General features: G+C 68.1%; 26 protein-coding genes. 15 read left to right on the top strand and 11 right to left on the bottom strand.

What is annotated here, in order from left to right; genetic code table 11:
- Positions 1-90: 90 nt before the first annotated feature.
- From HCU64_RS16435 to HCU64_RS16400, 8 genes are all read left to right on the top strand, one after another.
- A complete protein-coding gene (locus HCU64_RS16435; protein ID WP_233385187.1) occupies positions 91-1,377 on the top strand; it encodes an MFS transporter in 1,287 nt (428 codons plus the stop codon).
- A gap of 175 nt (positions 1,378-1,552) precedes the next feature.
- A complete protein-coding gene (locus HCU64_RS16430; protein WP_233385185.1) occupies positions 1,553-2,698 on the top strand; it encodes an ABC transporter permease in 1,146 nt (381 codons plus the stop codon).
- A gap of 128 nt (positions 2,699-2,826) precedes the next feature.
- On the top strand, positions 2,827-3,561 hold the full coding sequence (locus HCU64_RS16425; RefSeq protein WP_233385283.1) for an ABC transporter ATP-binding protein: 735 nt from the start codon (positions 2,827-2,829) through the stop codon (positions 3,559-3,561).
- A gap of 73 nt (positions 3,562-3,634) precedes the next feature.
- Positions 3,635-4,717 carry an MlaD family protein gene (locus HCU64_RS16420; RefSeq protein ID WP_233385184.1) on the top strand — a complete coding sequence of 361 codons (1,083 nt, stop codon included), beginning with the start codon at positions 3,635-3,637 and terminating at the stop codon, positions 4,715-4,717.
- Between the two features lie 159 nt (positions 4,718-4,876).
- Positions 4,877-5,461, top strand: a complete 585-nt coding sequence (locus tag HCU64_RS16415; RefSeq protein WP_233385282.1) for an ABC-type transport auxiliary lipoprotein family protein — start codon at positions 4,877-4,879, stop codon at positions 5,459-5,461.
- A 21-nt stretch (positions 5,462-5,482) separates the two neighbouring features.
- Entirely contained in the window at positions 5,483-5,800 is a 318-nt protein-coding gene (locus HCU64_RS16410) for a hypothetical protein (protein ID WP_233385182.1), read from the top strand.
- Between the two features lie 154 nt (positions 5,801-5,954).
- Entirely contained in the window at positions 5,955-6,656 is a 702-nt protein-coding gene (gntA, locus tag HCU64_RS16405; protein ID WP_233385180.1) for a guanitoxin biosynthesis heme-dependent pre-guanitoxin N-hydroxylase GntA, read from the top strand.
- Positions 6,646-7,269, top strand: coding sequence for a DUF1989 domain-containing protein (locus HCU64_RS16400; RefSeq protein WP_233385179.1), 624 nt, complete (start codon positions 6,646-6,648; stop codon positions 7,267-7,269). Before gntA ends, HCU64_RS16400 begins: the two co-directional genes overlap by 11 nt.
- A 1-nt stretch (position 7,270) precedes the next feature.
- Here the strand turns inward: HCU64_RS16400 and thiL are convergent, their stop codons facing one another.
- From thiL to HCU64_RS16380, 4 genes are all read right to left on the bottom strand, one after another.
- Positions 7,271-8,251, bottom strand: a complete 981-nt coding sequence (gene thiL, locus HCU64_RS16395) for a thiamine-phosphate kinase (protein ID WP_233385177.1) — start codon at positions 8,249-8,251, stop codon at positions 7,271-7,273.
- The gene (gene nusB, locus HCU64_RS16390; protein ID WP_233385176.1) at positions 8,248-8,754 is read right to left on the bottom strand and encodes a transcription antitermination factor NusB; all 507 of its coding nucleotides are present in this window, start codon (positions 8,752-8,754) and stop codon (positions 8,248-8,250) included. The genes thiL and nusB overlap by 4 nt, the downstream gene beginning before the upstream one ends.
- On the bottom strand, positions 8,751-9,245 hold the full coding sequence (ribH, locus tag HCU64_RS16385; protein WP_233385175.1) for a 6,7-dimethyl-8-ribityllumazine synthase: 495 nt from the start codon (positions 9,243-9,245) through the stop codon (positions 8,751-8,753). The genes nusB and ribH overlap by 4 nt, the downstream gene beginning before the upstream one ends.
- A 139-nt stretch (positions 9,246-9,384) precedes the next feature.
- A complete protein-coding gene (locus tag HCU64_RS16380) occupies positions 9,385-10,089 on the bottom strand; it encodes a glutathione S-transferase family protein (RefSeq protein ID WP_233385174.1) in 705 nt (234 codons plus the stop codon).
- Between the two features lie 163 nt (positions 10,090-10,252).
- Here HCU64_RS16380 and HCU64_RS16375 point away from each other — a divergent pair, with 163 nt between their 5' ends.
- Positions 10,253-10,627, top strand: coding sequence for a YciI family protein (locus tag HCU64_RS16375; protein WP_233385173.1), 375 nt, complete (start codon positions 10,253-10,255; stop codon positions 10,625-10,627).
- A gap of 5 nt (positions 10,628-10,632) precedes the next feature.
- Entirely contained in the window at positions 10,633-11,004 is a 372-nt protein-coding gene (locus HCU64_RS16370; RefSeq protein WP_233385172.1) for a nuclear transport factor 2 family protein, read from the top strand.
- 6 nt (positions 11,005-11,010) lie between these two features.
- On the opposite strand, the gene HCU64_RS16365 is transcribed toward HCU64_RS16370, so the two are convergent.
- From HCU64_RS16365 to HCU64_RS16345, 5 genes are all read right to left on the bottom strand, one after another.
- Positions 11,011-11,649, bottom strand: coding sequence for a riboflavin synthase (locus HCU64_RS16365; protein WP_233385171.1), 639 nt, complete (start codon positions 11,647-11,649; stop codon positions 11,011-11,013).
- 3 nt (positions 11,650-11,652) lie between these two features.
- Positions 11,653-12,765 carry a bifunctional diaminohydroxyphosphoribosylaminopyrimidine deaminase/5-amino-6-(5-phosphoribosylamino)uracil reductase RibD gene (gene ribD, locus HCU64_RS16360; RefSeq protein ID WP_325169988.1) on the bottom strand — a complete coding sequence of 371 codons (1,113 nt, stop codon included), beginning with the start codon at positions 12,763-12,765 and terminating at the stop codon, positions 11,653-11,655.
- Positions 12,762-13,292: a transcriptional regulator NrdR gene (gene nrdR / locus HCU64_RS16355; RefSeq protein WP_233385169.1), complete on the bottom strand. Its 531-nt coding sequence runs from the start codon at positions 13,290-13,292 to the stop codon at positions 12,762-12,764. Before nrdR ends, ribD begins: the two co-directional genes overlap by 4 nt.
- Before the next feature lie 105 nt (positions 13,293-13,397).
- Complete coding sequence (gene glyA, locus HCU64_RS16350) at positions 13,398-14,699, bottom strand: serine hydroxymethyltransferase (protein WP_233385168.1); 1,302 nt, start codon at positions 14,697-14,699, stop codon at positions 13,398-13,400.
- Between the two features lie 161 nt (positions 14,700-14,860).
- Positions 14,861-15,853: an AraC family transcriptional regulator gene (locus HCU64_RS16345; protein WP_233385167.1), complete on the bottom strand. Its 993-nt coding sequence runs from the start codon at positions 15,851-15,853 to the stop codon at positions 14,861-14,863.
- 149 nt (positions 15,854-16,002) lie between these two features.
- On the opposite strand from HCU64_RS16345, the gene HCU64_RS16340 reads away from it, so the two are divergent.
- Positions 16,003-17,007, top strand: a complete 1,005-nt coding sequence (locus HCU64_RS16340; RefSeq protein WP_233385166.1) for an SLAC1 anion channel family protein — start codon at positions 16,003-16,005, stop codon at positions 17,005-17,007.
- A gap of 49 nt (positions 17,008-17,056) precedes the next feature.
- On the opposite strand, the gene HCU64_RS16335 is transcribed toward HCU64_RS16340, so the two are convergent.
- Both HCU64_RS16335 and HCU64_RS16330 read right to left on the bottom strand, forming a co-directional pair.
- On the bottom strand, positions 17,057-17,512 hold the full coding sequence (locus HCU64_RS16335) for a DMT family transporter (protein WP_267922424.1): 456 nt from the start codon (positions 17,510-17,512) through the stop codon (positions 17,057-17,059).
- 119 nt (positions 17,513-17,631) lie between these two features.
- A complete protein-coding gene (locus HCU64_RS16330) occupies positions 17,632-18,948 on the bottom strand; it encodes a L,D-transpeptidase family protein (protein ID WP_233385165.1) in 1,317 nt (438 codons plus the stop codon).
- A 268-nt stretch (positions 18,949-19,216) separates the two neighbouring features.
- Between HCU64_RS16330 and HCU64_RS16325 the strand changes: the two genes are divergently transcribed.
- The 4 genes from HCU64_RS16325 to HCU64_RS16310 all read left to right on the top strand — a co-directional run bounded on the left by HCU64_RS16325 (position 19,217) and on the right by HCU64_RS16310 (position 23,956).
- Positions 19,217-19,621, top strand: a complete 405-nt coding sequence (locus HCU64_RS16325; RefSeq protein ID WP_233385164.1) for a hypothetical protein — start codon at positions 19,217-19,219, stop codon at positions 19,619-19,621.
- 52 nt (positions 19,622-19,673) lie between these two features.
- A complete protein-coding gene (locus HCU64_RS16320; protein WP_233385163.1) occupies positions 19,674-20,672 on the top strand; it encodes a copper chaperone PCu(A)C in 999 nt (332 codons plus the stop codon).
- 109 nt (positions 20,673-20,781) lie between these two features.
- The gene (locus tag HCU64_RS16315; protein ID WP_233385161.1) at positions 20,782-22,920 is read left to right on the top strand and encodes a TonB-dependent receptor family protein; all 2,139 of its coding nucleotides are present in this window, start codon (positions 20,782-20,784) and stop codon (positions 22,918-22,920) included.
- Positions 22,921-22,987: 67 nt separating this feature from the next.
- Entirely contained in the window at positions 22,988-23,956 is a 969-nt protein-coding gene (locus HCU64_RS16310; protein WP_233385159.1) for an alginate O-acetyltransferase AlgX-related protein, read from the top strand.
- Positions 23,957-24,001 lie beyond the last annotated feature (45 nt).

The raw sequence follows: 24,001 nt of genomic DNA, 5'->3' as shown, positions 1-24,001 counted from the left end.
GCGCTCGGGCGCCGATGAACCCCACGCGCCGCGGCACGTGACGAGGGCAGGCCGTCCCTCCGCGCATGGACGAAACCGGGTGGGACGTGCATGCGTCCGGCCAGTCTCCGCCGCCCCGTCCCTGCCTTGCCCCCTGCCCCGCCCCCGCCCGGCCCGAGCGACGCGCCCAACGCCTTCCGGCTGGCGCTGCTCTACACCGTGGTCTTCGTCGAGATCGGCATCGCGATGCCGTTCATGCCGGTCTGGCTGAACGCCCTGCATCTCGATGCCGGGCTGATCGGCGGGCTGCTGGCGCTGCCCATCGCCATCCGCATCGTCGCCACGGCGCCGCTGATGGGGCTGATCGACCGGGGGTTTTCCGCACGCACGCTCCTGCTCACCGGGAGCCTCGTCCTCGCCGCGACCTACGCGCTGATGCCGGCCGGCGCCGCCATCGGCTGGGGCCTGCTCGCGGTTCTGATCGCGATCAATGCCGTGGCCGCCGCGCCGATGGTGGCGAGCATCGACTACCTGACGCTGGCCGCCGTACGGCTCTCCGCCGAGGAGGAGAGCGCGGCGCAGGCCGGCGCGGGCCGGGCCGGGACCGCGCGCCCGAAGAGGCGGCTGGATTATCCGCGCATCCGCATGGCCGGCTCGATCGGGTTCCTGGGCGCGAACCTCGCCGGGGGCGCGCTGCTCGGGGTGCTCGGCGAGGCGTTCGCCGTGCCGCTGCTGCTCACCGGGCTGGCGCTGATCGCCTCCGCCGTCGCCTATGCCAGCCGGGACGTGGCGGGCGGCGCGGGCCGGGTCTCCCCCGGCACGGAGCGCCCTCGCCTGCCCCGCAAGCTGTGGCTGGCCATCGCCGCGGCGGCCCTGATCCAGGCGAGCCACGCGGCGATCTACGCCTTCGGCTCCATCGCCTGGAGCACGGCCGGGGTGCCGGGCGCCTGGATCGGCGCGCTCTGGGCCATCGGCGTCGCCGCCGAGATCCTCCTGTTCGCGGTAATCGGCCGGGTGCCGGCGCCGTGGCGCTCGCCCTTCCGGCTGCTGGCGCTCGGCGCCGCCGCCGCGATCCTGCGCGCCATCGGCATGGCCTGGGCCGGCGATTCCCTGCCCGCCCTGGTCGGCCTGCAGATGCTCCACGCCTTCACCTTCGGCGCCACGCATTTCGGCGCGATGAACGCCGTGTCGGCCTTCGCCCCCGACGGCGCCCGCGGCCGGGCCCAGGGCACCGTCAGCTCGGCCACGGCGCTGTGCTCGTCCATGGCCACGCTCGGCTGCGGCGTGGTCTACCGGAGCGCCGGGCCGGCCACGACCTTCGCCCTGATGGCGCCGGTGGCTTTCGCCGGGCTCTGCCTCGTCGGATTCGCCGCCAGGGTCGCCCGGCGCGGCGGATGATGCTCCGGATGAGCGCGCGGATGCGCATGCGCGCCATGTTCGGCGTGCGCGTGGCGTGCGTGAGCACCGCCGTCAGCATGGGACGGCTGCCGGGGAAGACACGCTTTGGTCACCATGTTGACCTCAAGGTGCAGGGCATTCCCGTCCCCGGGACGGATTCTGGAGACCTTTTCCCGTGCTGATCGAAGCCGGCACAGCCCATCCCGACGGCGCCGGCGCCACGCCCGGCGCGGGCGGCACGATCGCGCTTACGGGCCGCTGGACCGCCGACCAGGGCCCCGCCGTCGAGCGCGCCGCGGCTGCCATCGCCTTGCAGGGAAAGGCGAATCCGGTTCTGATCGACCTCGCCGGGATCGTCCGGCTCGACACGCTCGGGGCCTGGGTGCTGGAGCGGACGCGGGCCGAGATCGAGGCTGCAGGCGGGCAGATGGCCTATGCCAACCCGCGGCCGGAGCACAGGATTCTGCTCGGGGAGGTCGCGCTGCGGCCGGTCGAGACCCCGGCCAAGCCGCGGGTCGGCCGGCTCTACGGGATGCTCGACGGGGTGGGGCGCAGCGTCGTCGTCGGCGGGCGCGAAGTGCTTGCTGGCGTTTCGTTTTTGGGCGAGGTCGTGGCCGCCATCGGCCGCGTCGCCGCCCGCCCCTCCAGCTTCCGCTTCACCGCCCTGGTGAACCAGCTCGAGGCCATCGCCTATCGCGGCGTGCCCATCATCGCCCTCATCTCCTTCCTCGTCGGCGGCATCGTCGCGCAGCAGGGCATCATCCAGCTCCAGCGCTTCGGCGCCCAGAGCTTCGTCGTGAACCTCATCGGCATCCTCGTTCTGCGCGAACTCGGAGTGCTCCTGACGTCGATCATGGTGGCGGGTCGTTCCGGCTCCGCTTTCACCGCCGAAATTGGGTCGATGCGCATGCGGGAAGAGGTTGACGCGCTGCGCGTCATGGGCCTCGATCCGATCGAAATCCTGATTGTTCCCAGGATCTTGGCGCTGATGATCGGCCTGCCGATGCTCGCCTTCATTGCCAATCTCGCGGCGCTTTCGGGCGGCGGCGTCACGGCGATGATCTATGGCGGGCTGACCTCCGAGGGCTTCCTGTCGCGCCTGCAGAACGCGGTGTCGGACCATCACCTCTGGGTCGGCCTGCTCAAGGCGCCGTTCATGGCGCTGACCATCGGCATCATCGCGACGATCGAAGGCTTCGCTGTGGAGGGCTCGGCGGAGTCGCTTGGCCGCCACGTCACCGCCTCAGTCGTCAAGTCTATCTTCATGGTCATCGTGCTTGATGGTTTATTCGCGGTGTTCTTCGCCGCGATCGAATTCTGAGTGGGATCAGCGCCTTGCGCGCAGACCCTCAACCGGGACACAGCGTGACCTCATCGCCTCGCCAGCCGGGCCGGGACGCCATCATCCGCGTGCGCGAGCTCGTGGTGGGCTTCGGCGCGCGCAACGTGATGAAGGGGCTCGACCTCGACATCTGGCGCGGCGAGATTTTGGGCTTCGTCGGCCCCTCGGGGCAGGGCAAGTCGGTGCTCACCCGGACCATCCTCGGCCTGATCCAGAAGCGCTCGGGCACCATCGAGATTTTCGGTGAGGACGTCGACGGGCTGACGCTGGCCCGCCGCCGTGAGCTCGAGAAGCGCTGGGGCGTGCTTTTCCAGCAGGGCGCCCTCTTCTCCGGGCTCACGGTGAAGCAGAACATCCAGATGCCGATGCGCGAGCACCTGGACCTGTCCGAGCGCCTGCTCGACGAGTTCGCGCGCCTCAAGATCGAGATGGTCGGCCTGAAGCCCGATGCCGCGGACAAGTATCCGTCGGAACTCTCGGGCGGCATGATCAAGCGCGCGGCCTTGGCCCGCTCGCTGGCGCTCGATCCCGAGATCCTCTTCCTCGACGAGCCCACTTCCGGCCTCGACCCGATCGGCGCCGGCGAGTTCGACGAACTCGTCGCGACGCTGAAGCAGACGCTCGGGCTGACCGTCTTCATGGTCACCCACGACCTCGACAGCCTCTACACCGCCTGCGACCGCATCGCGGCCCTCGGCGACGGCAAGATCATCGCCGAGGGGCCGATCGAGGCGATGCTCGCCAGCGACCATCCCTGGCTGCGCTCGTATTTCCACGGAAAGCGCGCCCGCGCGATCGCGCCGCGGCCGAGCGTGCCGACCGGGAGCGTGGCTCATGCCTGAGCGTGTGCCCAACGCCGTCCCGTGTGCGATGGCGCACCGAAGCTATGCCGCTCATCGCGAGAAGGCCTGACCGATGGAGACCCGTGCCAACTACGCGCTGATCGGCGCCTTCACCATCGCGATCGTGCTCGCCGGCTTCGGCTTCGCGTTCTGGCTGAACGGCGGCTCACGCAGCGCGGCGAACCAGGCCCTGCGCATCGTTTTCTCGGGAAGCGTCGGCGGCCTCGCTAAAGGCTCGACCGTGTCGTTCAACGGCATCAAGGTCGGCGAGGCGACGGACGTGCGCCTGCTGCCGCAGGATCCGCGCCGGGTCGTCGCCCTCGTCGAGGTGCTGCCCTCGACGCCGCTCCGCGCCGACACCCGCGCCCGCCTCGACTCGGCGATGCTGACCGGTGTCTCGCAGATCTCGCTCTCGGGCGGCAGCGCCGATGCGCCGGTCCTGAAGCCGGCTGCCGACGATTCGATCCCGACGATCTTCGCCGATTCCGGCGACATCCAGGACATGATGACCGCCGCCCGCCAGATCGCGCAGCGGGCCGACGACATGCTCTCACGCCTCGACAAGGTGATCTCGAGCAATGAGGGCGCCATCAACCGCACGCTGGCCAATGTCGACACCTTCTCGAAGGCTCTGGCCGATGCCGGTCCGGCTATCGGTACGCTGGTCAAGGCGATTGACGGCGAGAAGCTCAACCGCGTCATCGACAACGTCGACCGCTTCTCGACCGCGCTGGCCAATTCCAGCCCGAACATCGAGGCTGGCCTCACCGATGCCCGCGCGATGATGGCCAAGCTCAACTCGGCGTCCGACCAGATCGATGCCGTGCTCAAGGGCGCTCAGGGCTTCCTCGGCTCGGCCTCGGGCGAGCAGGGCTCTTCGACCTTCGCCGAAATTCGCGAGGCCGCGATCTCGGTGCGCGATGCGGGCAAGGCCTTCCGGTTGCTGTCGGAAAATCTCGACAAGCGTACGGCCAACATCTCGTCGAGCGTGACGCGTCTCAGCGGGTCGAGCCGTCGTGAGGTCGAGGCGCTGGCGACCGACGGCCAGCGGACGCTGAACACCCTGAACCGGGCCGCCAAGAGCCTGGAGCGCGATCCGTCTCAGGTGATCTTCGGCGGCAAACCGTCGTTGCCGGAATACAACGGTGGCCGCTGAATGCGGCCTGTGTAGCCCAATGTGCCGCGTCGCACCGGCACAATCGAAGCTTTGCCGTAGTTTGATGCTGGCAGGCTGCTTCCCGGCCCGGAAAGGTGGACGATCTCGCCCATGACGACGGCCACGACCTTCGCGTTCTCGGCATTCCGCCGTGGCCCGATGCGGCTGCGCGCGGCCGGACTCGCGCTGGTTGCCGTGCTGGCCTCGGGCCTCGCCGGATGTGGCGGCGGGGCGACGCCTCTGACCTTCGACCTTGCTGCCGTGCCCGGCAATGCCCGCGCTGCCGGTTCATCGCGCTCGATCGTCGTCGCCGAGCCGATCGGGTTGCAGACCCTCGAAGCCGACCGAATCCTGGTACGCGAGCCCAACGGCTCGTTGTCCTTCCTCGGGGGCGGGCAGTGGTCGGACCGTCTGCCGCGCCTGATCCAGACGCGCCTGATCCAGAGCCTCGAGAATTCCGGCCGGCTGCGCTCGGTGACGCGGCCGGGCGACAAGGTGGTCTCAGATTACCAACTCGTCAGCGAGATCCGCGAGTTCGACGTCGCCGCTGGCTCTCGCGAGGCCGTGGTCGACATTTCCGTCAAGATGATCGCCGAAGGCAGCGGCCGCGTGGTCAATGCGCGCGTTTTCTCGGCGCGCATCCCGGTTGCCGCGGTCGATGCCGGCAATGCCGCGACGGCGCTCGACGCGGCGCTCGGTCGTGTGCTGACTGATATCGTGCGTTGGGTGAATTCCGGCCGCTGATCTACCCCGCGAGCCGAGCCCTTGGCCGAACTGCCATCTCGCGAAGTCTGGCTCGAAGGCCCCGGCGGCGAGCGGATTGGCGCGCTGATCAGCGGGGGCAGGGGCTGGTTGATGTTCCAGCGCGGGCCAGGCGATGCAGGGCTGAGCTCCCGCAATCCCGCCTATGACGGACCGGCCAATGCGCTGATCGACTACACGCTGTCGAACGGCCAGCGCGACCAGTATCCGGCCTCCTGGACGTATCCGGCTGAAGTGGTCGAGCGTGCCCTCGATCACTTCAGGCACACGGCCGAGGCGGCTCCGTTCATCGTCTGGCACGACGACGAGGTGGAGGGCTGACGGCTCTCGCCGTGTCCTATCGCTTTCGGTGTTCCCGGCCAGCGGTGGATAACAGCTGTCCGAAACCGGACCATGCCGGAACAGGCCTCACTGCATGCCGTTCCCGACTCCCGAACGCACGCGTTCGCGGCAGTTTTCTTAACAGCGGACTTCGATGCAGTTTCCCAGCAATGATCATGACCATGCCTGCGCCCGCGCGTTCCGCGCCTTCATCGGCAGCAAGCCCTTCCCGTGTGTCGGTGCCAAGTCCGCGGTCGCGAAGGAGCGTATGAAAGTCTTGGTGGCCCGCGACATCACCTCCGGTTGGGACGACATGCGGATCTACCCCGCGCTACTCGCCTTCATCGCGCGCTACCGCAGAGATCCCACGCTGTTCCAGAGCTTCGTGGTAGTGTTCGAGGGCCCGGACAATCTCTCGGAGGAGGCCTTCGAGGAGCACCTTTGGGTCCGCGTGCAATCCTTGTCCGACAAGGATTCTTGGCTTGGCCAACCCCTCGACAAGCGCGTGCATGGCGACCCGGACAATCCGCATTTTTCGTTGAGCTTCGGTGGCGAGGCCTTCTTCATCGTCGGGCTGCACCCGCGGGCGAGCCGGCCGGCGCGGCGGTTCTCATCGCCAGCCCTCGTCTTCAACCTCCATGCTCAGTTCGAGCAACTGCGCGAAGAAGGTCGCTACGAGACCCTGCGCAACTCCATCCTGAAGCGCGATGAGGCGCTCGCGGGCTCGACCAACCCGATGCTCGCTCGCCATGGCGAGGCTTCGGAGGCGCGCCAGTACAGCGGCAGGGCCGTCGATGAGTCCTGGAAATGCCCGTTCCAGTCCCGCGCCAAGGACGCCGTTCTCGATGGGCGCTGAGTGCCGCCACCACGAGATCCATCCCCGCTCCGGGACGGCTTTCACCCTGGCCAAGGGCGATCGGTTGACTGTGATCGATCCGTGCGGCGAGCAGGTCGCCGACCTGCTCGCGTACAATCACCACGACATCGGCGAGGTAATTTCGTCCGGCCGCACCCTCGATTATGCGAGCCGCATCTATCTGACGACGGGCGATGCGCTCTATTCCAATCGATCGAACGTGCTGCTGCGGATCGTCGAGGACACGGTCGGCCGGCACGATTTCCTGCTGACGCCCTGCTCGGCCGACACATTCCGCATCATCTACGGCGATGCCGATCCGCATCGTGGCTGCTTCGGCAACCTCGCCGCTGCACTCGCACCGTACGGAATTGAGCCGGACGCCATCCCGGTTGCCTTCAACTGCTTCATGAACGTGCCGATCGACGGCGTGACGGGCAGCTTCACCGTCGAGCCGCCGCTGAGCCGGGCCGGGGACCGCATCGTGTTCGAGGCCGAGACCGACCTGATCATTGGCCTCACGGCCTGCTCGGCGCTGCAATCGAATGGCGGCAGCTTCAAGCCGATCCACTACAAGATTGTTCGGGCCGGCCCAGAGGAGGGCGGACACTAGGTCAGAAGTGGCTGAACGAGCCGCGCTCGAACGTCTGCACGGAGCCATCCTCGCGCACGAACGATGCAGGCCCCTCCCCGGCTTCGACGGCGCCGATCTCCGCCACCACGACGCCGGCCTCACGTGCCTCGGCCAGGAAGCTGTCGAAGGCATCGGGCGGCACCGCGCAGAGCACTTCGTAATCGTCGCCGCCGGTGAGTGCGGTGGAGAGCAGCGCCGGGTCGACGCGAAGCGCCTGCCGGGCGGCCGGTGACAGCGGCACGTCGGCGATCCGGACGCGGGCCGTCACCCCTCCCCCCAGCATCTTTGCGAGGTCGCCGGCGAGGCCGTCGGAGACGTCCATAGCCGCGCGAGCGTGCCGGCGCAGGGCTGGAGCCAGCGCGAGGCGCGGTTGCGGATGACGATAGCGGTCGATCAGCGCCGCCTTGCTCTTCGGATCGAGCGCAGGCGCCTGCGCTCCCTGAACCACGAGCCCGAGCGCCGCATCGCCGATCGTGCCGCTGACGCAGAGCCGGTCACCGGGTCGCGCCCCCTGCCGTCGCACCATCGTCCCGGTCGGTACTTCGCCGAAGGCCGTCACCGAGAGCAGCATGGCGCCTCCTGCCCTCGTGGTGTCGCCGCCGAGCAGCGGGCAGCCGAAAGCCTCGCTCGCCTCACGCAGGCCGTCCGCGAAGGCAGAAAGCCAAGCTTCGGTCCAGTCGTCGGGTAGCGCCAGAGTGAGAAGGAACCCACGCGGGGTCGCGCCCTTGGCGGCGAGATCCGAGCAATTCACGCCGAGCACCTTACGGGCGATGGAGGCCGCCGGGTCGTTGGGGAAATAGTGGATGCCAGCGACGATGGCGTCGACCGTGACGACGAGGTCATGGGCGGGGCTCGGCGTGAGGCTCGCCGCGTCGTCGCGCAGGCCTTCGGCTCCGTGGCCAGCCAGCGGCGCGAAGTAGCGCGCGATCAGCGCCTCCTCGCCGGGCCGCCCGTCACTCACCCCTTCTGGCCGGCCGGGAGGGCCAGCTCCTCGGCGCGGACGTCGCGGGCGACGCGGTCGAGGACGCCGTTGACGAGGCCGGGCTCGTCGCCCTCGTAGAAGCTGTGGGCGACGTCGACGTATTCGGTGATGGCCGAGCGGGCCGGAACGTCACGGCGGAACATCAGCTCGTAGGCACCGGCACGCAGGATGGCGCGCAGCACGGCCTCGATGCGCTTCAGGGGCCACCCTTTCACGAGCGCCTTGTCGAGCACCGGATCGATGGCGCGCTGCTGGTCGACGGTGCCGCGCAGGATGTCGCGAAAGAAGCTGGCATCGGCCGGCGGATGAGTAATGCCCTCGACCTCGCTACCGATCCAGAAGGCTTCGAACTCCGCCAGCGCCTCAATGGTACCCTTGCCCGAGATCTCCATCTCATAGAGGGCCTGAACCACGGCGAGCCGCGCGCCGCTGCGCTCGGACTTGGCCTGCGGATCCTTTTTCTGCTGCGGGGCGTGGCTCATCGTGCCTGCTCCGCGGCCTGGCGCTTCAGGGCAAGGACGGTGAGCGCGGCGCGGGCCGCGCCGCCGCCCTTGTCCATCTCGTCTGGCTTGGCACGGGCCATGGCCTGCTCGTGGTTCTCGACCGTGAGAATGCCGTTGCCGAGTGGCAGTCGTTCGGCAACCGACAAATCCATCAGGCCGCGCGCGCTCTCGTTGGAGACGGTGTCGTAATGGCTGGTCTCGCCGCGGATCACACAGCCCAGCGCCACCACCGCGTCGTAAGGCAGTTCGGCCCGCTTTGCGGAATCCACCAGGATCGCGATGGCAGCCGGCAACTCCAGCGCACCCGGAACGGTAACGAGTGTCGTCTCGGCGCCGGCCTCGTCGAGGGTCCGACGAGCGCCGTCGAGCAGGGCGTCGGCGACGTCATCGTAGAAGCGTGCCTCGATGATGAGGACGCGAGCACCGGCGGCATCGATCGGCGCGGGTGCCTCGCGGCTGTGAGAGACCATGGAACCGTGATCCGAAGGGAGAAGCGGCGCATCCTCGCGGGCCGTCACCGGACTGTCGCGGTGTTCGGGCGCCGCGAGCGTTAGCCCGGAACGGGCCGGAGCGGCAAGGCAGAGGATGCGAGGCTGATGTGCTCGCGCCTCACGCCGCCTCAGCAAAGTACTGCGCGCGCATGCGCCGCTCGTAAGCGACTAGGTTGGCCCGTGCCACCGTCGCGTCGCGCAGCGGCGTCTCGAAGACCGGGCAGAGCAAGCTGGCGATGAAGGCGCAAGCCGTCGCGTCTGAGCCCGAGGGTGTCGCGCCCAGGAGGTACGGCTTGTCACCGAGGATGTCGGCGAGCGCCCCGATCGAGCGCATGCCCATCGCCTCGATCTCGGATTTGGCATGTCGGCCCAGGCCGTGTCCGTGCAGATCACGGAGCACCTTCCGGCGGATCGCGGCCTTGACGAGTGGCCGAACCGGAGCTGGCACGGCCGCGAAGAAGGCCGCCGGTCCGCGCTCGAAATTAGCGTCGTCGCACCATCGCGCGTGAACCACGGCCCAATAGAGCTGCTCCTCGAGCATCTTCTCGACAGCCCAGCCCACCGCCTTCTCGGCCGGCCCGTAGCCCGCATCGAAATCGATGCCGTGCGCCTGCTCCAGGTGCCAGCGGATTATGGTCGAATCGGCCACCACGGTATCGCCATCGCGCAGGTAGGGCAGCTTGCCTTTCGGTGCCTTGCGAAAGCCTCGGTGGTCGCTGGTGAAGGGCAGGCCAGCCATCTTCAGGAGAAGCAGCGCCTTCATCACGAAGGGGCTCGGGTCGGGCAGCCCGAAATTCGGTCCGAAAGTGTAGAGCGTGATCACCGGCTTCCCCCTCGTCGGCGACGTGTAGCCTCGGCCGCTCGGCCCGATTCCGTCAAGCCGAGGACGCGGCATCGAAAAAATTCGGGTGACTGTCGGCTCGCCGCTCGTCCGTGCGTCTTCGAAGTGAGGCCGGCATGGTCTCGGCGGGACGTAGGAGGCACCGATGCGCGTGATGGTTCTGGTCAAGGCGACGACGGACAGCGAGGCGGGCCAGCTGCCCGCCAAGGAAATGTTGGCGGCGATGGGGGCTTATAACGAGGAGCTCAAAGCAGCCGGCATCCTCGTCACGGCCGACGGCTTGAAGCCCTCGTCCAAGGGCAAGCGTGTGGCCTTCGACGGCGCCGATCGCACCGTCATCGATGGCCCCTTCGCCGAGACAAAGGAGCTCGTCGCCGGCTTCTGGATCTGGGAAATCAAGGACATGGACGAGGCGGTGGCCTGGGTGAAGCGCTGCCCCAACCCGATGCCCGGACCGAGCGAGATCGAGATCCGGCCGTTCTACGAGATGTCGGATTTCGCCGATGTCCTCGGGGGCTGATCGCCATGGACGAAGACCGGATCGCGGTCGCCCGGCGCTGCTACCAGGCCTACGCCGATGGCGACCGCGCTGCGATCGAGGCGGTGATTGGAGACGACTTCTCTTTCACCAGCCCGGTCGATAACGCACTCGACCGGAAGACCTATTTTGAGCGTTGCTGGCCGAACCATACGCACTTCGCAGGCTTCCGCTTCGTCCACCTCGTGGCCGACGGGGAGCGCGTCTTCGTGACTTATGAAGCGTGGACCCATACGGGCAAGGCGTTCCGCAACACCGAGATTCTGACGATCTGTAGCGGCCGGCTCGTCGCGGTCGAGGTCTATTTCGGATGGTCGCTGCCGCACGAAGCCACGCCAAGCGGCTTCGTCGAACGCTGACTCGCTTCAGAGGCCGAGCGAGCCGCGAGCCTCCGTGAGCCGCGCGGCATAGCGGGCGATGAGGTCGACCTCGAGGTTGACCTGTTCGGCCGCGCGGCGTTCGCCCCAGGTGGTCACGGAAAGCGAGTGCGGGATCAGCAAGATCGAGAAGAGATCGCCCTCCACCGTGTTGACGGTGAGCGAGGTGCCGTCGAGGCAGACCGAACCCTTTTCGGCGATGAACGGTGCGAGCGCGCTTGGAGCGCGCAAGGTGAAGCGCGTGCTTGCGCCCCACGGACCGTCGCTGCCGGTCACTTCCTCGCGCGAGACGATCTCGGCGATCCCGTCGACATGGCCGGTTACGAGGTGCCCGCCGAGTTCGTCGCCGATCTTGAGCGAGCGTTCCAGGTTGATCCGACGACCCTCGATCCAGGTGCCGAGCGTGGTGCGCGCCAGCGTCTCGGCGGCGGCATCCACCGAGAACCGGCAGCCCGAGCCGTGCGGCTCGATCGCCACCGCGGTCAGACAGGGACCGGAACAGGCGATGGAGGCGCCGAGCGCGATCGTCGCTGGATCGTAGGCGGAGTCGATGACGAGGCGCCGCAGCCGGTCGTCGCCTTCGACGGAGACGATTCGGCCGACGTCACTGATCAGGCCGGTGAACACGGTTCAGTTGCTCCGCTCGTAGGTAACGGCATGGTCCGGTCCCAGCATCAGGGATTCGGCCTCGCGCAGGTGGCCCGTGGCGAGCGCGTTGTCCAGATGCGGACCGATCGCGGGTAGGCCGCCGCCCGCGCCAATCGCTGTCGGACCGGTGAAGACGGTGAGGACGTCGACGAGGTCGGCCGCACCGAGCGCATCGGCGAGGCTCGGGCCGCCCTCGCTGCAGAGCCGGGTGATTCCGCGCTCGGCGAGAGCGCTCATCGCGGCATGCAGGTCGACACGGCCGTCCGGCCCGGCATCGACGCAGACCACCTCGACGCCGAAGGACGCGAGCATCCGCTTGGCATGAGCCGGGGCGTTGCGTGTGCTGATCGCCAGCGTTGGCACCTCGCGAGCGCCGCGAACAAGCCGATAGGCCGAATTCAGCCGCAGATCCGAATCGAGTACCACGCGAAGAGGCGAGCGCTCGGCGAGCCCTGGCAGGCGGACGGTTAGGGCGGGATCGTCGGCCCTTACCGTGCCGATCCCGACGAGGATCGCGTCGGCATGGGCGCGCCAAAGGTGCACTGCGCCGTCGGCGAGCGGCCCGGTGATGCGCAGCCGATCGTTGCCGGCATGGGCTGCGAACCCGTCCTGGGTCCGGGCGAGCTTCAGGTGCAGGCTCGGCCGCCCACGCGTGATGCGGCTGATATGGCCGCGATGGTCGCGGACAGCGTCGTCCCGCAGCAGGCCAGTCTCGACCGCAATGCCCGCCTCGCGCAGCAGTGCATGGCCTCGGCCAGCGACACGCGGATCGGGATCCTCGATCGCGGAGACGACGCGCGTGATTCCGGCCGCCGTGATCGCGTCCGTGCAGGGCGGCGTGCGGCCGTGATGCGAGCAGGGCTCGAGGCCGACATAGAGCGTCGCGCCACGGGTGAGGTCACCGGCCATGGCCAGGGCCACGGGCTCGCCATGGGGGCGTCCGCCGGGCGCGGTCACGCCCTGCCCGACGATGACGCCGTCCTTGACGACCACCGCGCCGACGGAGGGGTTCGGCCAGGTCCGGCCGAGATTGCGCCGGCCCAGGGCCAGCGCGAGCCGCATGAAGCGCTGATCGGCCGCCGCCTGCTCGCTCACGCGCCGGATTTCGCCGTCCGGCCGCGCTTGCGCGGCGCTCCGGATTTCTCGGGCGCTTCGCCGAAGGGCAGCGTCGCGTCGCCGGCGAGCGTGCCGAGCAGGTCCTTGAAGTCCTGCGGTTCGGCGAAGTTCTTGTAGACCGAGGCGAAGCGTACGTAGGCGACGTCGTCGAGGCCCTTGAGCCCCTCCATGACCGCCTCGCCGATGGCCTCGCTCGTCACTTCGTTCTCGCCGCCGCTCTCGAACTGCCGAGTGATGCCGGAGATCAGCCGCTCGACGCGCTCGGGATCGACCGGGCGCTTGCGCAGGGCGATGTCGATGGAGCGTTCCAGCTTGTCGCGGTCGAAGGGCACGCGCTTGCCTGAGCGCTTGAGCACCATGAGCTCGCGCAATTGTACCCGCTCGAAAGTGGTGAAGCGCCCACCGCAATCCGGGCAGACGCGGCGGCGGCGGATGGCGGCGGAATCCTCGCTCGGGCGCGAGTCCTTCACCTGCGTATCGGGGCCGCCGCAATAGGGACAGCGCATCGGCTCAAAAAACCTCGCTGGCGCCGGAACAGAAAACGGCCGCGGACATCGATCCGCGGCCGTTTCTAGCGTGGTGGCGAAGGCGCCGAAAGGGCGCCCGCGCGACTAGTAGATCGGGAAACGCGCCGTGAGGGCGTGCACCTGCTCCTTCACCTTGGCCTCGATCGCGGCATCACCGCCCTCGCCCTTCTCGACGAGGCCGTCGAGCACCTCGACGATGAAGCCACCGACCTGCTTGAACTCGGCGACGCCGAATCCGCGCGAGGTCGAAGCCGGGGTACCGAGACGGATGCCCGATGTGATGGTCGGCTTCTGCGGGTCGAACGGGATGCCGTTCTTGTTGCAGGTGATGTCGGCCCGCGAGAGCGCAGCCTCGGCGGCCTTGCCGGTGAGGTTCTTGCCGGTGAGGTCGACGAGCATCAGGTGGTTGTCGGTGCCGCCCGAGGTGATGTGGTAGCCGCCTGCGATCAGGGTCTCGGCCAGAGCCTTGGCGTTCTCGATCACCTGCTGCGCGTAGACCTTGAACTCGGGCTTGAGCGCCTCGCCGAAGGCCACAGCCTTGCCGGCGATGACGTGCATGAGCGGGCCGCCCTGCAGGCCGGGGAAGATCGCCGAATTGAACTTCTTGGCGAGCGCCTCGTCGTTCGTGAGGATCATGCCGCCGCGTGGGCCGCGCAGGGTCTTGTGGGTCGTCGTGGTGGCGACATGCGCATGCGGGAACGGCGACGGATGCAGGCCCGCGGCGACGAGGCCGGCGAAGTGGGCCATGTCGACGAAGAAGTAGGCGCCGACGGAATCGGCAATCTCACGGAACCGCGCGAAGTCCCAGTGGCGCGGATAGCCTGAGCCGCCGGCGATGATCACCTTCGGCTTGTGCTCCTCGGCGAGCTTCTGGACCTGATCCATGTCGATGCGCTGGTCCTCGCGGCGCACGCCGTAGGAGACCGGCTTGAACCACTTGCCCGATACGTTCGGAGGGGCGCCGTGGGTGAGGTGGCCGCCGGCGGCGAGGTCGAGGCCCAGGAAGGTGTCGCCCGGCTGCATGAGCGCCATGAACACGCCCTGGTTCGCCTGCGAGCCGGAATTCGGCTGCACGTTGGCGAAGCCGCAATTGAACAGGCGCTTGGCCCGGTCGATGGCGAGGTTCTCGGCCACGTCGACATACTGGCAACCGCCATAGTAGCGGCGGCCCGGATAGCCCTCGGCGTACTTGTTGGTGAGCACCGAGCCCTGGGCCTCGAGCACCGCGCGGGAGACGATGTTCTCCGAGGCGATCAGCTCGATCTCATGCCGCTGGCGGCCGAGCTCCTGCTCGAGGGCCTTGGCGAGTTCGGGATCGGTCTCCGTGACGTGGGCGGAGAAGAAGCGGCTGGTGGCGTCGTTGGCGGCTGCTGTACCGGCGCTCATGAAACTGGCCTCGTTGCTTGTTCTTTGGGGGTGTCGCGCACCCGTCGACCCGTGGGCGTTCACAGGGGGCGTCTCAGGCTGCAGTTAGTACACGCAGGTATGATGCACGCCAACCACAGCTGAATTTGCCGCGACCCTGAAATTTTTTGACGATGAAGGCCTCATGAGCCTCCCACAGCTCGGGTTTTTCCTTCCTCGACACCCGCTTCCGTAGTTGTCCGAGCCATGCCCCGGACGGCGCCTGGCCTCACTCCGAACTGGCGCTGGAAGGCGCGGCTGAAGGCGCTCTCGGACTCGTATCCGACCTCGGCGGCGATGCGGGCCAGCGGGTCGCTGCTGGTTTCCAGGCGCTGATGCGCCAGACCGAGGCGCAGCCCGGCGAGGAAGGTTAGGGGAGCGGTGCCTGCGACCCTCCGGAAGCTCCGCACCAAGGTCGCACGGGAGACATGGGCGGCGCTCGCGATCTCGTCGAGCGACCAGTCCCGACGGGGATCTCCCAGTAGCGCCGCGGAGGCGCGCGCCGTGATCGGATCGGAGAGGAGGCGCAGCAGACCGCTTCCCGTCATCCTGCGTTCCAGATGTGCACGCAGTACCATGAGCAGCAACGCGCTCGCCAGATCAGTAGCGATGGCGCCCGAGCCCGCCGCGGCGTGGCTGAGCTCGTCGCGGATCGTCGCCACGAGCGCGCGCAGCCGCAAGGCGGTTTCCTCGTCCGCATGCATCACCACGAGAGGCGGCAGCAGCGCAAGGATGGGGCTCGACGACGCCTGCTCGAAGCGCAGGCGTCCGCAGATCAATTCGGTCTCCGGCTTGCCCTCGCCGTTGCGGACGAGGCGGACTGCTCCGTGCGTCTCGACTGTCCTGGACGTCTCCACCACCCTGTCGGACACGCCGCGCACGGTGTGCGCGTCCCCCTGCGGCAGCACGGCGATGTCCCCGGCCCCGAGCAGCACCGGCGCCTCGCCCGCACGCTCCATCAGGCAACGACCCTCGGCGACGATGTGGAACGGCGCCCAGCCGGCGGCCTCCGGGGGATGCGCAGAATGCCAAGCATGGCTGTACCAGCAGAGGTCCTGCAACTCCGGCCGTACCCTCAGCATCGGCGCGAGCCCGGTCAGCGCATCCGGGGCCCCCTCCTCCGGCTTTTGCTCCATGCGACGTCCTCGATGTCTCGCGCCTCGCCTGAGCGATATCAGTGATTGATCCGCGCGGACATGAGGATGCGCCGTGCGGCCATCGCGGCACGAGCCGTCCTGGCATACCTCATCGATCAACGATCCTCTCTCGTGCGGGATTTCAGCCGATGACTACGATTCCTCTTTCTCCTGCCGATAACGTCGCAGCGTCGCGTCGGCGTTATCTCGCCTACCTTCCTGTCAGCCTGTTCGGTTCCGTCATGGGACTGACCGGGTTGAGCGTGGCGTGGCACCTCGCATCCTCACGCCACGGCGTCTCGCCCCTGATCAGCGACGCAATCGGCTGGCTCGCCGTCCTGGCCTTCGTCGCGCTCACCGGTGCCTACGGCGTGAAGGCGGTGACGGCACCGGATGCGGTCGCCGCAGAGTTCAAGCATCCGATCGCGAGCAGCCTGTTCGGCACGGCGATTATCAGCCTTCTGCTGCTGCCGATCGTGCTGGTCCGCTACAGCGCCCCGCTCGCTGACGGCCTCTGGATCATCGGCACCGTGCTGATGATGCTGTTCGCCTGGCACATCGTCAGCCGCTGGATGAGCAGCCGCCAACAGGTCGCCCACGCGACGCCAGCCTGGATCGTGCCGGTGGTCGGCCTGCTCGACGTGCCGCTCGCCGCTCCCTCCCTCGACCTGCCGATGACGCACGGGATCAGCCTGTTCGCGTTCAGCGTCGGCCTGTTCTTCGCGGTGCCGCTCTTCACGCTGATCTTCTCCCGCCTGCTCTTCGAGGAGCCAATGCCGGAAGCTCTGCGGCCGACGCTGATGATCCTGATCGCGCCCTTCTCGGTGGGCTTCACGAGCTACGTCGCCACCACGGGCCAGATCGACACCTTCGCGGAGGCGCTGGTCCTGCTGTCGCTCTTCATCCTGGCGGTCCTGCTGCGCCAGCTGCGCGACCTGCCCTTCGCCTGCCCGTTCCGCCTCTCTTGGTGGGCGGTCAGCTTCCCCCTCGCGGCAACGGCCGGGGCGGCGATCCGCTACGCCGGGCATGCCGGCCACCCCGTTCTCGACGGGATCGCGCTGGCGACCCTCGCACTCGCTACGGTGGTGATTGCCGGCCTCGCGATCCGTACCCTCGTCGGGGTCGCCAGGGGGGAACTGAAGTCGCTCAGCTGACGCCAGCGACGTGACACGGCCGGCCGATCGGGCCGGCCGTGTCGTGGTCTCAGAAGGCGCAGATCAGCCCGACCCCGGCGACCATCAGGATGGCGCCGAGCAGGCGCGGCAGCCCGACCTCCCGGATCGGCGCACCGAGCAGGCCGAAATGATCGAAGGTGAGTGAGGTCAGGATCTGCCCGACCATGAATAGGGCGACCACGGTCGCAGCGCCGAGCCTCGGCAGCAGGAAGATGATGCCGATGATGTAGAGCGCGCCGAGGCAGCCGCCGATCCACGTGAACCACGGCGCCCTGGTCACGACCTGGAGGGACGGCAGAGGCTCCCGGATGGCGATCAGGACGATGCTCAGCACCAGTCCGCCGGCCAGGAAGTTCGTGAGCCCCGCCCAGAACGGCGAGCCGAGGGCCCCCCTGAGATTCGCGTTGGCCGCCTGCTGAAGCACGAAGGCCGCGCCGCCGAGGAGCGCGGCGAGGTGGAGGCCGATCGCCACGATGGGTGCCAAGACGGTGTTCTCTCTCGCAAACCAAATGAGGAAAGACCCGCACCTCTGTTCGAGAGGAGCGGGTCTTTCAGTGTCGTCTGCGCGAGGCTTGAGGAGCCTCGCTGCCGATGCCGAAAAGATCAGTTCTCTTCGTCGAACTGTTCGAAACGCTCGGGCTGGGTCGAGGCGGCGCTCGCCACCGGGGTCGGTGCCTCGATGGTCGAGGGCACGTTCACGCCGTCGCGCTTGTAGATGTCGTCGCGGAACTGGACGGTGCCGTCCGGCGTCGCCCAGGCGGTGATGTAGGTCCAGTAGACCGGCACGGGCTGGGTCAGCGTCGCGTCGATGCGCTGGCCGCTCTCCACGGCCTGCTCGACATGGGCGCGGTCCCAACCGGGCGTGTCCTTGAGCAGCCAGGTGATGTACTCGCGCACGTTCTGCAGGCGCACGCAGCCCGAGGAGATGAAGCGGAAGTCGTCGCCGAACACGCCGCGCGAGTTCGTGTCGTGCATGAACACGCCGTAGGGGTTCGGAATGTTGATGCGCACGACGCCCATCGAGTTGAAGTCGGCGCCCGAATCCTGACGGTAGCGGTAATGCGTGCCCTCGTCAGAGTTCCAGTTCACCGAGCGTGGTGAGATCTCGGTCTCGCCGCGGAAGATGCGGATCTTGTTGTCGGTGAGGTAGTTCGGATCCTTCTGCATCTTGGGGATGAGGTCCTTCTTCACGATGGAAGCCGGGACCGTCCAGAAGGGGTTGAAATTGATCTGCGTCGCCTTGGTATTCATGATCGGCGACTGGCGGTCGATCTTGCCGACGCCGGCGGCGTGGATCGTCACGACCTGACCGTTCTCGACCGTCTGGACGAGGGCGGCGGGCAGGTTGGTGATGACGAAGCGGCGGCCGAGATCGCCCGAATAAGAACGCAGACGGATCAGGTTGGTCTCGAGCTGGCGCAGGCGGATGTCGGCGGAGACGTTCATCGCGGCCTGCGTCGCCGGGCTCATCTGGCCGGTCTGGCTGAGGCCGTGGCGGGCCTGGAAGCGCTTCACGCCGGCCGCGACGTAGGAATCGTAGATGCCGCCGCTGCCGGCCTGGGCGTCGAGGTCGCCCGTGGCGATCAGGCGCTGACGCAGGGCGCCGACGGCCGGGCCGCGCGAGCCGATCCGCAGGCCGCCCGCGCCGGAGACGGGCTGCCAGCCGCCGCGCGAGACGATCGCGCGATACTTCTCGATGACCTGCTCGGTTGCCGCGATGGTCTGGGGCGAGAGGATCGGTGTCGAGGAGCGGCGAACCTGCATTGTCTGCGGCGCCGCGTAGTCCTGGGCCCACTCGGCCTGGCCGACATCCTCGCGTGCCGAGGCAGGCGAGAGGAGCGGGAGCAGCAGCGCTGAGCCGGCCAGCAGGGCGCTGGCGAGGCGGTGGGCGGGGCGTGAGGTGATGACCTGGTTCAGCATCGATCCAATGCTCTGATCCGGTTGAGAGGGCGGAGATACGGAGCCGGCCTGACTCGATACGCGCCGGAAATCGCCTGCCGCCCTTGATGTCGGGCTAGCGTTAAGAACGCATGATGACCGGGCCATATTGTGGCGCTTCACGCCTTGGCCGTGTGCTGGCACACGTCGATTTGATTGCCGCGTCGATTGCGGCGTGCGCGCAACAGTCCGGTGCGACGGTTCTTAGGCGATCTGGCGGGGCGCCGTTCGCCGGTCTAGAGAAGCGGTGATGACGATGGCTGAAGCCTGGACCGGAGGAGGCGTGCGCTCTCTGCGCAGGCTGACGGCCGTCCTGGCGCTCTACGCCTTGGTGATGCAGACCTTCCTCGGCGGGCTCGCACCGCTGCCGATGGCGTCTGCCGCCGGCCTGCCCTTCGACGTGCATTGCCTCGACAAGGCCGACGGAGCCGGAAGCGGCGATCCTGCTGCGCCGCACACGCCCGCTCACCAGCATGGATGTTGCTGTACGGCTGCACAACCCGTCGCTGCCTCGCCCCCGCCGCTGCCCGCGATGGCCTCGATCGCCTGGCCGCCGCGTCTTGCCGTCCAGCTCGTCTGGCGGATGACGGTTGCCGCGCCCGCCCGCGCTCCCCCCGGAACCCTCGCCAGCGCTCGCGCGCCTCCCGTCGCCTGAACCGATCGCCGCACATCGCGCCATCAGATCCTTCAGACGTCGGAAGCCCTTCATGTCGAACCGTTTTTCTCGGGCCGTGCTCTTCGCCGCCCTCCCCCTCAGCCTGTCCGTCTCCGCCGCCCTTGCCCATGCGGTGCTGGAACGGAAGGAAGCCACGCCGAACGCGAGCTATCGCGGAGTCGTGCAAATCATGCACGGTTGCGAGGGCAAGGCGACGACGCGCGTCACCGTCACCATCCCCGAGGGCGTGATTGGCGCCAAGCCGATGCCGAAGCCCGGCTGGCAGCTCGCCACCACCAAGGGCAGCTACGCCAAGGCCTACCAGTCCTTCCACGGCAAGGTCTCCGAGGGCGTCACTGCGATCACCTGGAGCGGTGGCAGCGTCGGCGACGACGAGGTTGACGAGTTCACCTTCTTCGCTCGGATCTCGGACGATTTTGCACCGGGCTCGACCGTCTACTTCCCCGTCGAGCAGGAATGCGCCGGCGCGGGCGACAAGGGCCTGCTCGCCTGGACGCAGGTTCCGAAGGCTGGGCAGAACCCGCACGATCTCAAGACGCCCGCGCCCGGCGTGAGGATCGTCGCGGCAAAGGCCGGCGGCCAAGCCGCCGTCGCCATGGCGACTCCCGTCAAGGCGGGCGACCTCACGATCGAGACGCCGTGGCTGCGGGCCACGCCGAGCGGCGCGAAGGTGGCCGGCGGCTATGTCACCATCGCCAATGGCGGCACCCAGCCGGACAAGCTCGTGGGCGCGTCGATCCCGCAATCGGGTCGTGGCGAGATCCACTCCATGTCGACAGAGGGCGGCGTGATGAAGATGGCCCCCGTCGAGGGGGGGCTCCCCGTTCCGGCCGGTGGCCATGTGGCGCTGAAGCCCGGCGGGTTTCACCTGATGTTCCTCGACCTGAAGGACGGCCTCAAGGCTGGTGAGTCGGTCCAGGGTACGCTCGTCTTCGAGCATGCGGGCACGGTGCCGGTGACGTTCAACGTCGCCCCGATCGGCGCCCAAGGACCGGCTGGGGCCTCCGGCGGGGCCGAGCACCAGCACTAGCGGCGGAACCGCGCGCCCGGCGCGCGGTGGTCTCTTCCTTCTCTCTTTCGACGACCCGAAGTCCCTCGCCCATGCGTGCGAGCGCGGCGCGGGCGTGGAGCCGACGACCATGCCCCTCACCTCCACCAAGGGCGGAGCCAGCGCGCTCGCCTTCCTGCTTCTGACCTCGACGGCCGCTCTCGCCGAGCCGCAATCCGCCACCCTGCCCGAGCTCAGCGTCGAGGGCATCTCGACGCCGAAGGCCGGCTCGCTCACCGTTCCGAGCGTCGCCGAGCAGCGCAAGGTGGTGAATTCCACCGTCGGCTCGGTGGCCTTCGTCGACGCGGACGAGTTCAAGAACAGCTACGCCAACACCCTGCGCGACGTCCTGAAGGACACGCCCGGCGTCTTCGTGCAGGAGCGCTACGGACAGGAGCTCAGGCTCTCGGTGCGCGGTTCGGGCGTCGCCCGCGGCTTCCACCTGCGCGGCATCGAGCTGCTGCAGGACGGGATCCCGCTCAACCTCGCCGACGGCAGCGGTGACTTCTACCAGGTCGATCCGCTCTCCCTGCGCTCGGCCGAGGTCTACAAGGGCGGCAACGCGCTGACCTTCGGCGCCACCACCCTCGGCGGCGCGGTCAACCTCGTCACGCCGACTGCCCATACCGCTTTCGCGCCGAATATCTATCGGATCGACGGCGGAAGCTTCGGGACCATCCGCGAGAATTTCCAGGTCTCGCGGATCTCAGGCCCGGTGGACGTGCTGCTCAACGGCACCATCACCAATTCGGACGGCTACCGGGTTCACGAGACTCAGCGCACCCAGAATTTCAACGCCAATCTCGGCTACCAGATCGCGCCGGGCATCGAGACGCGCTTCTACGCGGGCGTCTACCTGACGGACCAGAAGCTGCCGGGCTCGCTCAGCCTGTCGGATGCCCTCAACAATCCGCGGATCGCCAACCTCTCGGCGCTCAGCGGCAACCAGTCGCGGCAGGTGGAGACCGAGAGGTTCGCCAACCGCACCTCCTTCGCCCTCGACGTCGGGCGCCTCGACGTCGATTCCTGGGTGATTCACAAGAACCTGTATCACCCGATCTTCCAGGTGATCGACCAGGACGGGTTCACCTACGGCATCTCCCCGCACTGGTCCGGAACCTTCGAGATCGGTGGATTCCGCAACGACACGATCCTCGGCGTCAGGGCCTTTGCCGGCGTCAACGACGCCCGGCAGTACCTCAACACCTCGGGCTACCGTTTCACCCAGACCCTGAACTCGGTGCAGAGCGCCTCGAACTACGAGGCCTATGGCGAGAACCGGTTCTGGTTCCTGCCGGACGTCGCGCTGATGACCGGGCTCAAGGCCTTTTCCTCGAACCGGACCTACAGCGACAAGGGCGGCCTGCCGGCCGTGCCCAACGCCAATCCGGCCCTCAACTTCGCCGGCAACCTCGTCGGGAAATACGACAGCGTGACCTATCAGGGCATCAACCCGAAGGTTGGGTTGATGTGGCAGCCGCTGCCGGACATCCAGGTCTTCGGCGACATCACCCGCAGCCGCGACGTGCCGGACTTCTCCGACCTGAACCAGGTGATCGGCACGACCACGCAATTCGTGCCGCTGCGCGCCCAGCAGGCCTGGACCTACGAGGCTGGCAGCCGCGGCAAGGTCGACCGGCTGAGCTGGGACGTGACGCTGTACAGGTCGGAGATCCGCGACGAGCTGATCAACTTCTTCGCCAATCCGGGTGCGGGCATCCCGGCGGCGACCTTCAACGCGCCGCGCACGGTCCACCAGGGCGTGGAAGCGGCGGTCTCGCTCGAGGTGCTGCGCGACCTGACCGGCATCGGCGACACGCTCACCGCGACGCAGATCTGGACGCATAACGACTTCCGCTTCGTGAACGACCCGCAATTCGGCAACAACCGGATCGCCGGCATCCCGCAGGACGTGCTGCGCACCATCCTGACCTACACCCATCCGAGCGGCTTCTACGTCTCGCCGTCGATCGACTGGGTGCCGCAGGGCGCCTTTGCGGATCACGCGAACACCCTGAAGGTGCCGGGCTACGCGCTGGTCAACGTCCGCACGGGCATCGACTTCGCCAACGGCATCTCGCTGTTCCTGGATGCCCGCAACCTGGCGGACGAGCGCTACGTCTCCGACATCGCGGTGGTGACGAACGCCTCGACGGTGCCCGGTGGGCCAGCGGCCTTCTACCCGGGAAATGGCCGCTCGTTCTTCGGTGGGGTCAGGGCCTCGTTCTAAGGTGCTTCGGCCCCAGCCCGTTGGCATGGGCATGGCGAGTATGCGCGCACCCGGATAGACGGATCGCATGCGCCTTTCCCCACAGCAGGACTTTGCCGTCGCACCGCCCCCGGAGGTTCATGTCGGGCGGGACGGCTGGCTCATCCTCACCGGTGGCTCCAACCGCGTCCTCGAGCAGTTCGGCCGGCCGGGCCTCGCGCGACATGCCCTGTGGCAGTGGCGCAAGCACCTCGCCGACCGCTGCCGCCGGAGCCGCCGCCTCGGCGCGACCTACCTGCACGTCGTCGCGCCTGAGAAGCTGACGATCTATTACGACGCAGTGGACGGCTTGGTTTTCGACCCCGAGCGTGCTCCGGCCCTGCGGCTCCGGCGGTGGCTTCGAGGCTCGGCCGGCGCGCGCGCGCTGGTCGACCTCGTCGGCCCGATGCGGGAAGCACGGTGGCGGACGCCGCTCTACCGGCGCACCGACACGCACTGGACCTTCGAGGGGTGCGACCTCGCCTACCGCACGATCCTCGGTGGCCTCGGCGTCGCGCCACGCGACGACATCGCGGCGCGGCGCATGCGGCAGACCCTGCCCTTCATCGGCGATCTCTCCTCCAAGCTCACGCCGTCACCCGTCGAAACCATCGAAGACTGCCTGTTCGAAACCATGGCGCGGCGCACGCATGCCAACCGTCTCATCACGCATTTCGAGGCGCTCGGGCGGCCCAGGGACGCTCATATCGGTGCCCACGCGGTTTTCCGGAACGACGATCCCGCGGCCGACCCGCGCCGCCTCGTGCTGTTCGGCGATTCTTTTGCCGAGCACGGAGCCATGGACACTGTAGGTGTGCTGACACCCTTCCTCGCCGACACATTTCGCGAAGTGCATTTCCTGTGGGCGACGAGCATCGACTGGAACTACGTCGCCAGCGTGCGCCCAGACTTCATCGTCAGCGAGATCGCCGAGCGCTTCATGATCGAGCCGCCGATCTACGGCATGCGGATCGACGCGTTGGCCGAGTTGGCGATGGCACGCAAAGCGGTGGTGTGAGCGGGTTGCTGACGGAAAACCTCAGTCAACGATCTTAAGTCGCCG

This window comes from Methylobacterium sp. C25 (assembly GCF_021352225.1).
In the GTDB taxonomy this organism is placed as follows: domain Bacteria; phylum Pseudomonadota; class Alphaproteobacteria; order Rhizobiales; family Beijerinckiaceae; genus Methylobacterium.
Note: the sequence above shows the minus strand (reverse complement) of the source record. Positions and strands in the feature narration are given on the sequence as shown.

Coding starts and splice junctions, on each gene's coding strand:
- HCU64_RS16320 (WP_233385163.1), top strand. CDS start 19,674: ATGTCGAACCGTTTTTCTCGGGCCGTGCTCTTCGCCGCCCTCCCCCTC.
- HCU64_RS16340 (WP_233385166.1), top strand. CDS start 16,003: ATGACTACGATTCCTCTTTCTCCTGCCGATAACGTCGCAGCGTCGCGT.
- gntA (WP_233385180.1), top strand. CDS start 5,955: ATGCAGTTTCCCAGCAATGATCATGACCATGCCTGCGCCCGCGCGTTC.
- nusB (WP_233385176.1), bottom strand. CDS start 8,754: ATGAGCCACGCCCCGCAGCAGAAAAAGGATCCGCAGGCCAAGTCCGAG.
- ribH (WP_233385175.1), bottom strand. CDS start 9,245: ATGGTCTCTCACAGCCGCGAGGCACCCGCGCCGATCGATGCCGCCGGT.
- HCU64_RS16315 (WP_233385161.1), top strand. CDS start 20,782: ATGCCCCTCACCTCCACCAAGGGCGGAGCCAGCGCGCTCGCCTTCCTG.
- HCU64_RS16370 (WP_233385172.1), top strand. CDS start 10,633: ATGGACGAAGACCGGATCGCGGTCGCCCGGCGCTGCTACCAGGCCTAC.
- HCU64_RS16330 (WP_233385165.1), bottom strand. CDS start 18,948: ATGCTGAACCAGGTCATCACCTCACGCCCCGCCCACCGCCTCGCCAGC.
- HCU64_RS16420 (WP_233385184.1), top strand. CDS start 3,635: ATGGAGACCCGTGCCAACTACGCGCTGATCGGCGCCTTCACCATCGCG.
- HCU64_RS16435 (WP_233385187.1), top strand. CDS start 91: ATGCGTCCGGCCAGTCTCCGCCGCCCCGTCCCTGCCTTGCCCCCTGCC.
- glyA (WP_233385168.1), bottom strand. CDS start 14,699: ATGAGCGCCGGTACAGCAGCCGCCAACGACGCCACCAGCCGCTTCTTC.
- HCU64_RS16375 (WP_233385173.1), top strand. CDS start 10,253: ATGCGCGTGATGGTTCTGGTCAAGGCGACGACGGACAGCGAGGCGGGC.
- HCU64_RS16325 (WP_233385164.1), top strand. CDS start 19,217: ATGACGATGGCTGAAGCCTGGACCGGAGGAGGCGTGCGCTCTCTGCGC.
- nrdR (WP_233385169.1), bottom strand. CDS start 13,292: ATGCGCTGTCCCTATTGCGGCGGCCCCGATACGCAGGTGAAGGACTCG.
- HCU64_RS16425 (WP_233385283.1), top strand. CDS start 2,827: ATGAAGGGGCTCGACCTCGACATCTGGCGCGGCGAGATTTTGGGCTTC.
- HCU64_RS16415 (WP_233385282.1), top strand. CDS start 4,877: ATGCGGCTGCGCGCGGCCGGACTCGCGCTGGTTGCCGTGCTGGCCTCG.
- HCU64_RS16310 (WP_233385159.1), top strand. CDS start 22,988: ATGCGCCTTTCCCCACAGCAGGACTTTGCCGTCGCACCGCCCCCGGAG.
- HCU64_RS16345 (WP_233385167.1), bottom strand. CDS start 15,853: ATGGAGCAAAAGCCGGAGGAGGGGGCCCCGGATGCGCTGACCGGGCTC.
- HCU64_RS16400 (WP_233385179.1), top strand. CDS start 6,646: ATGGGCGCTGAGTGCCGCCACCACGAGATCCATCCCCGCTCCGGGACG.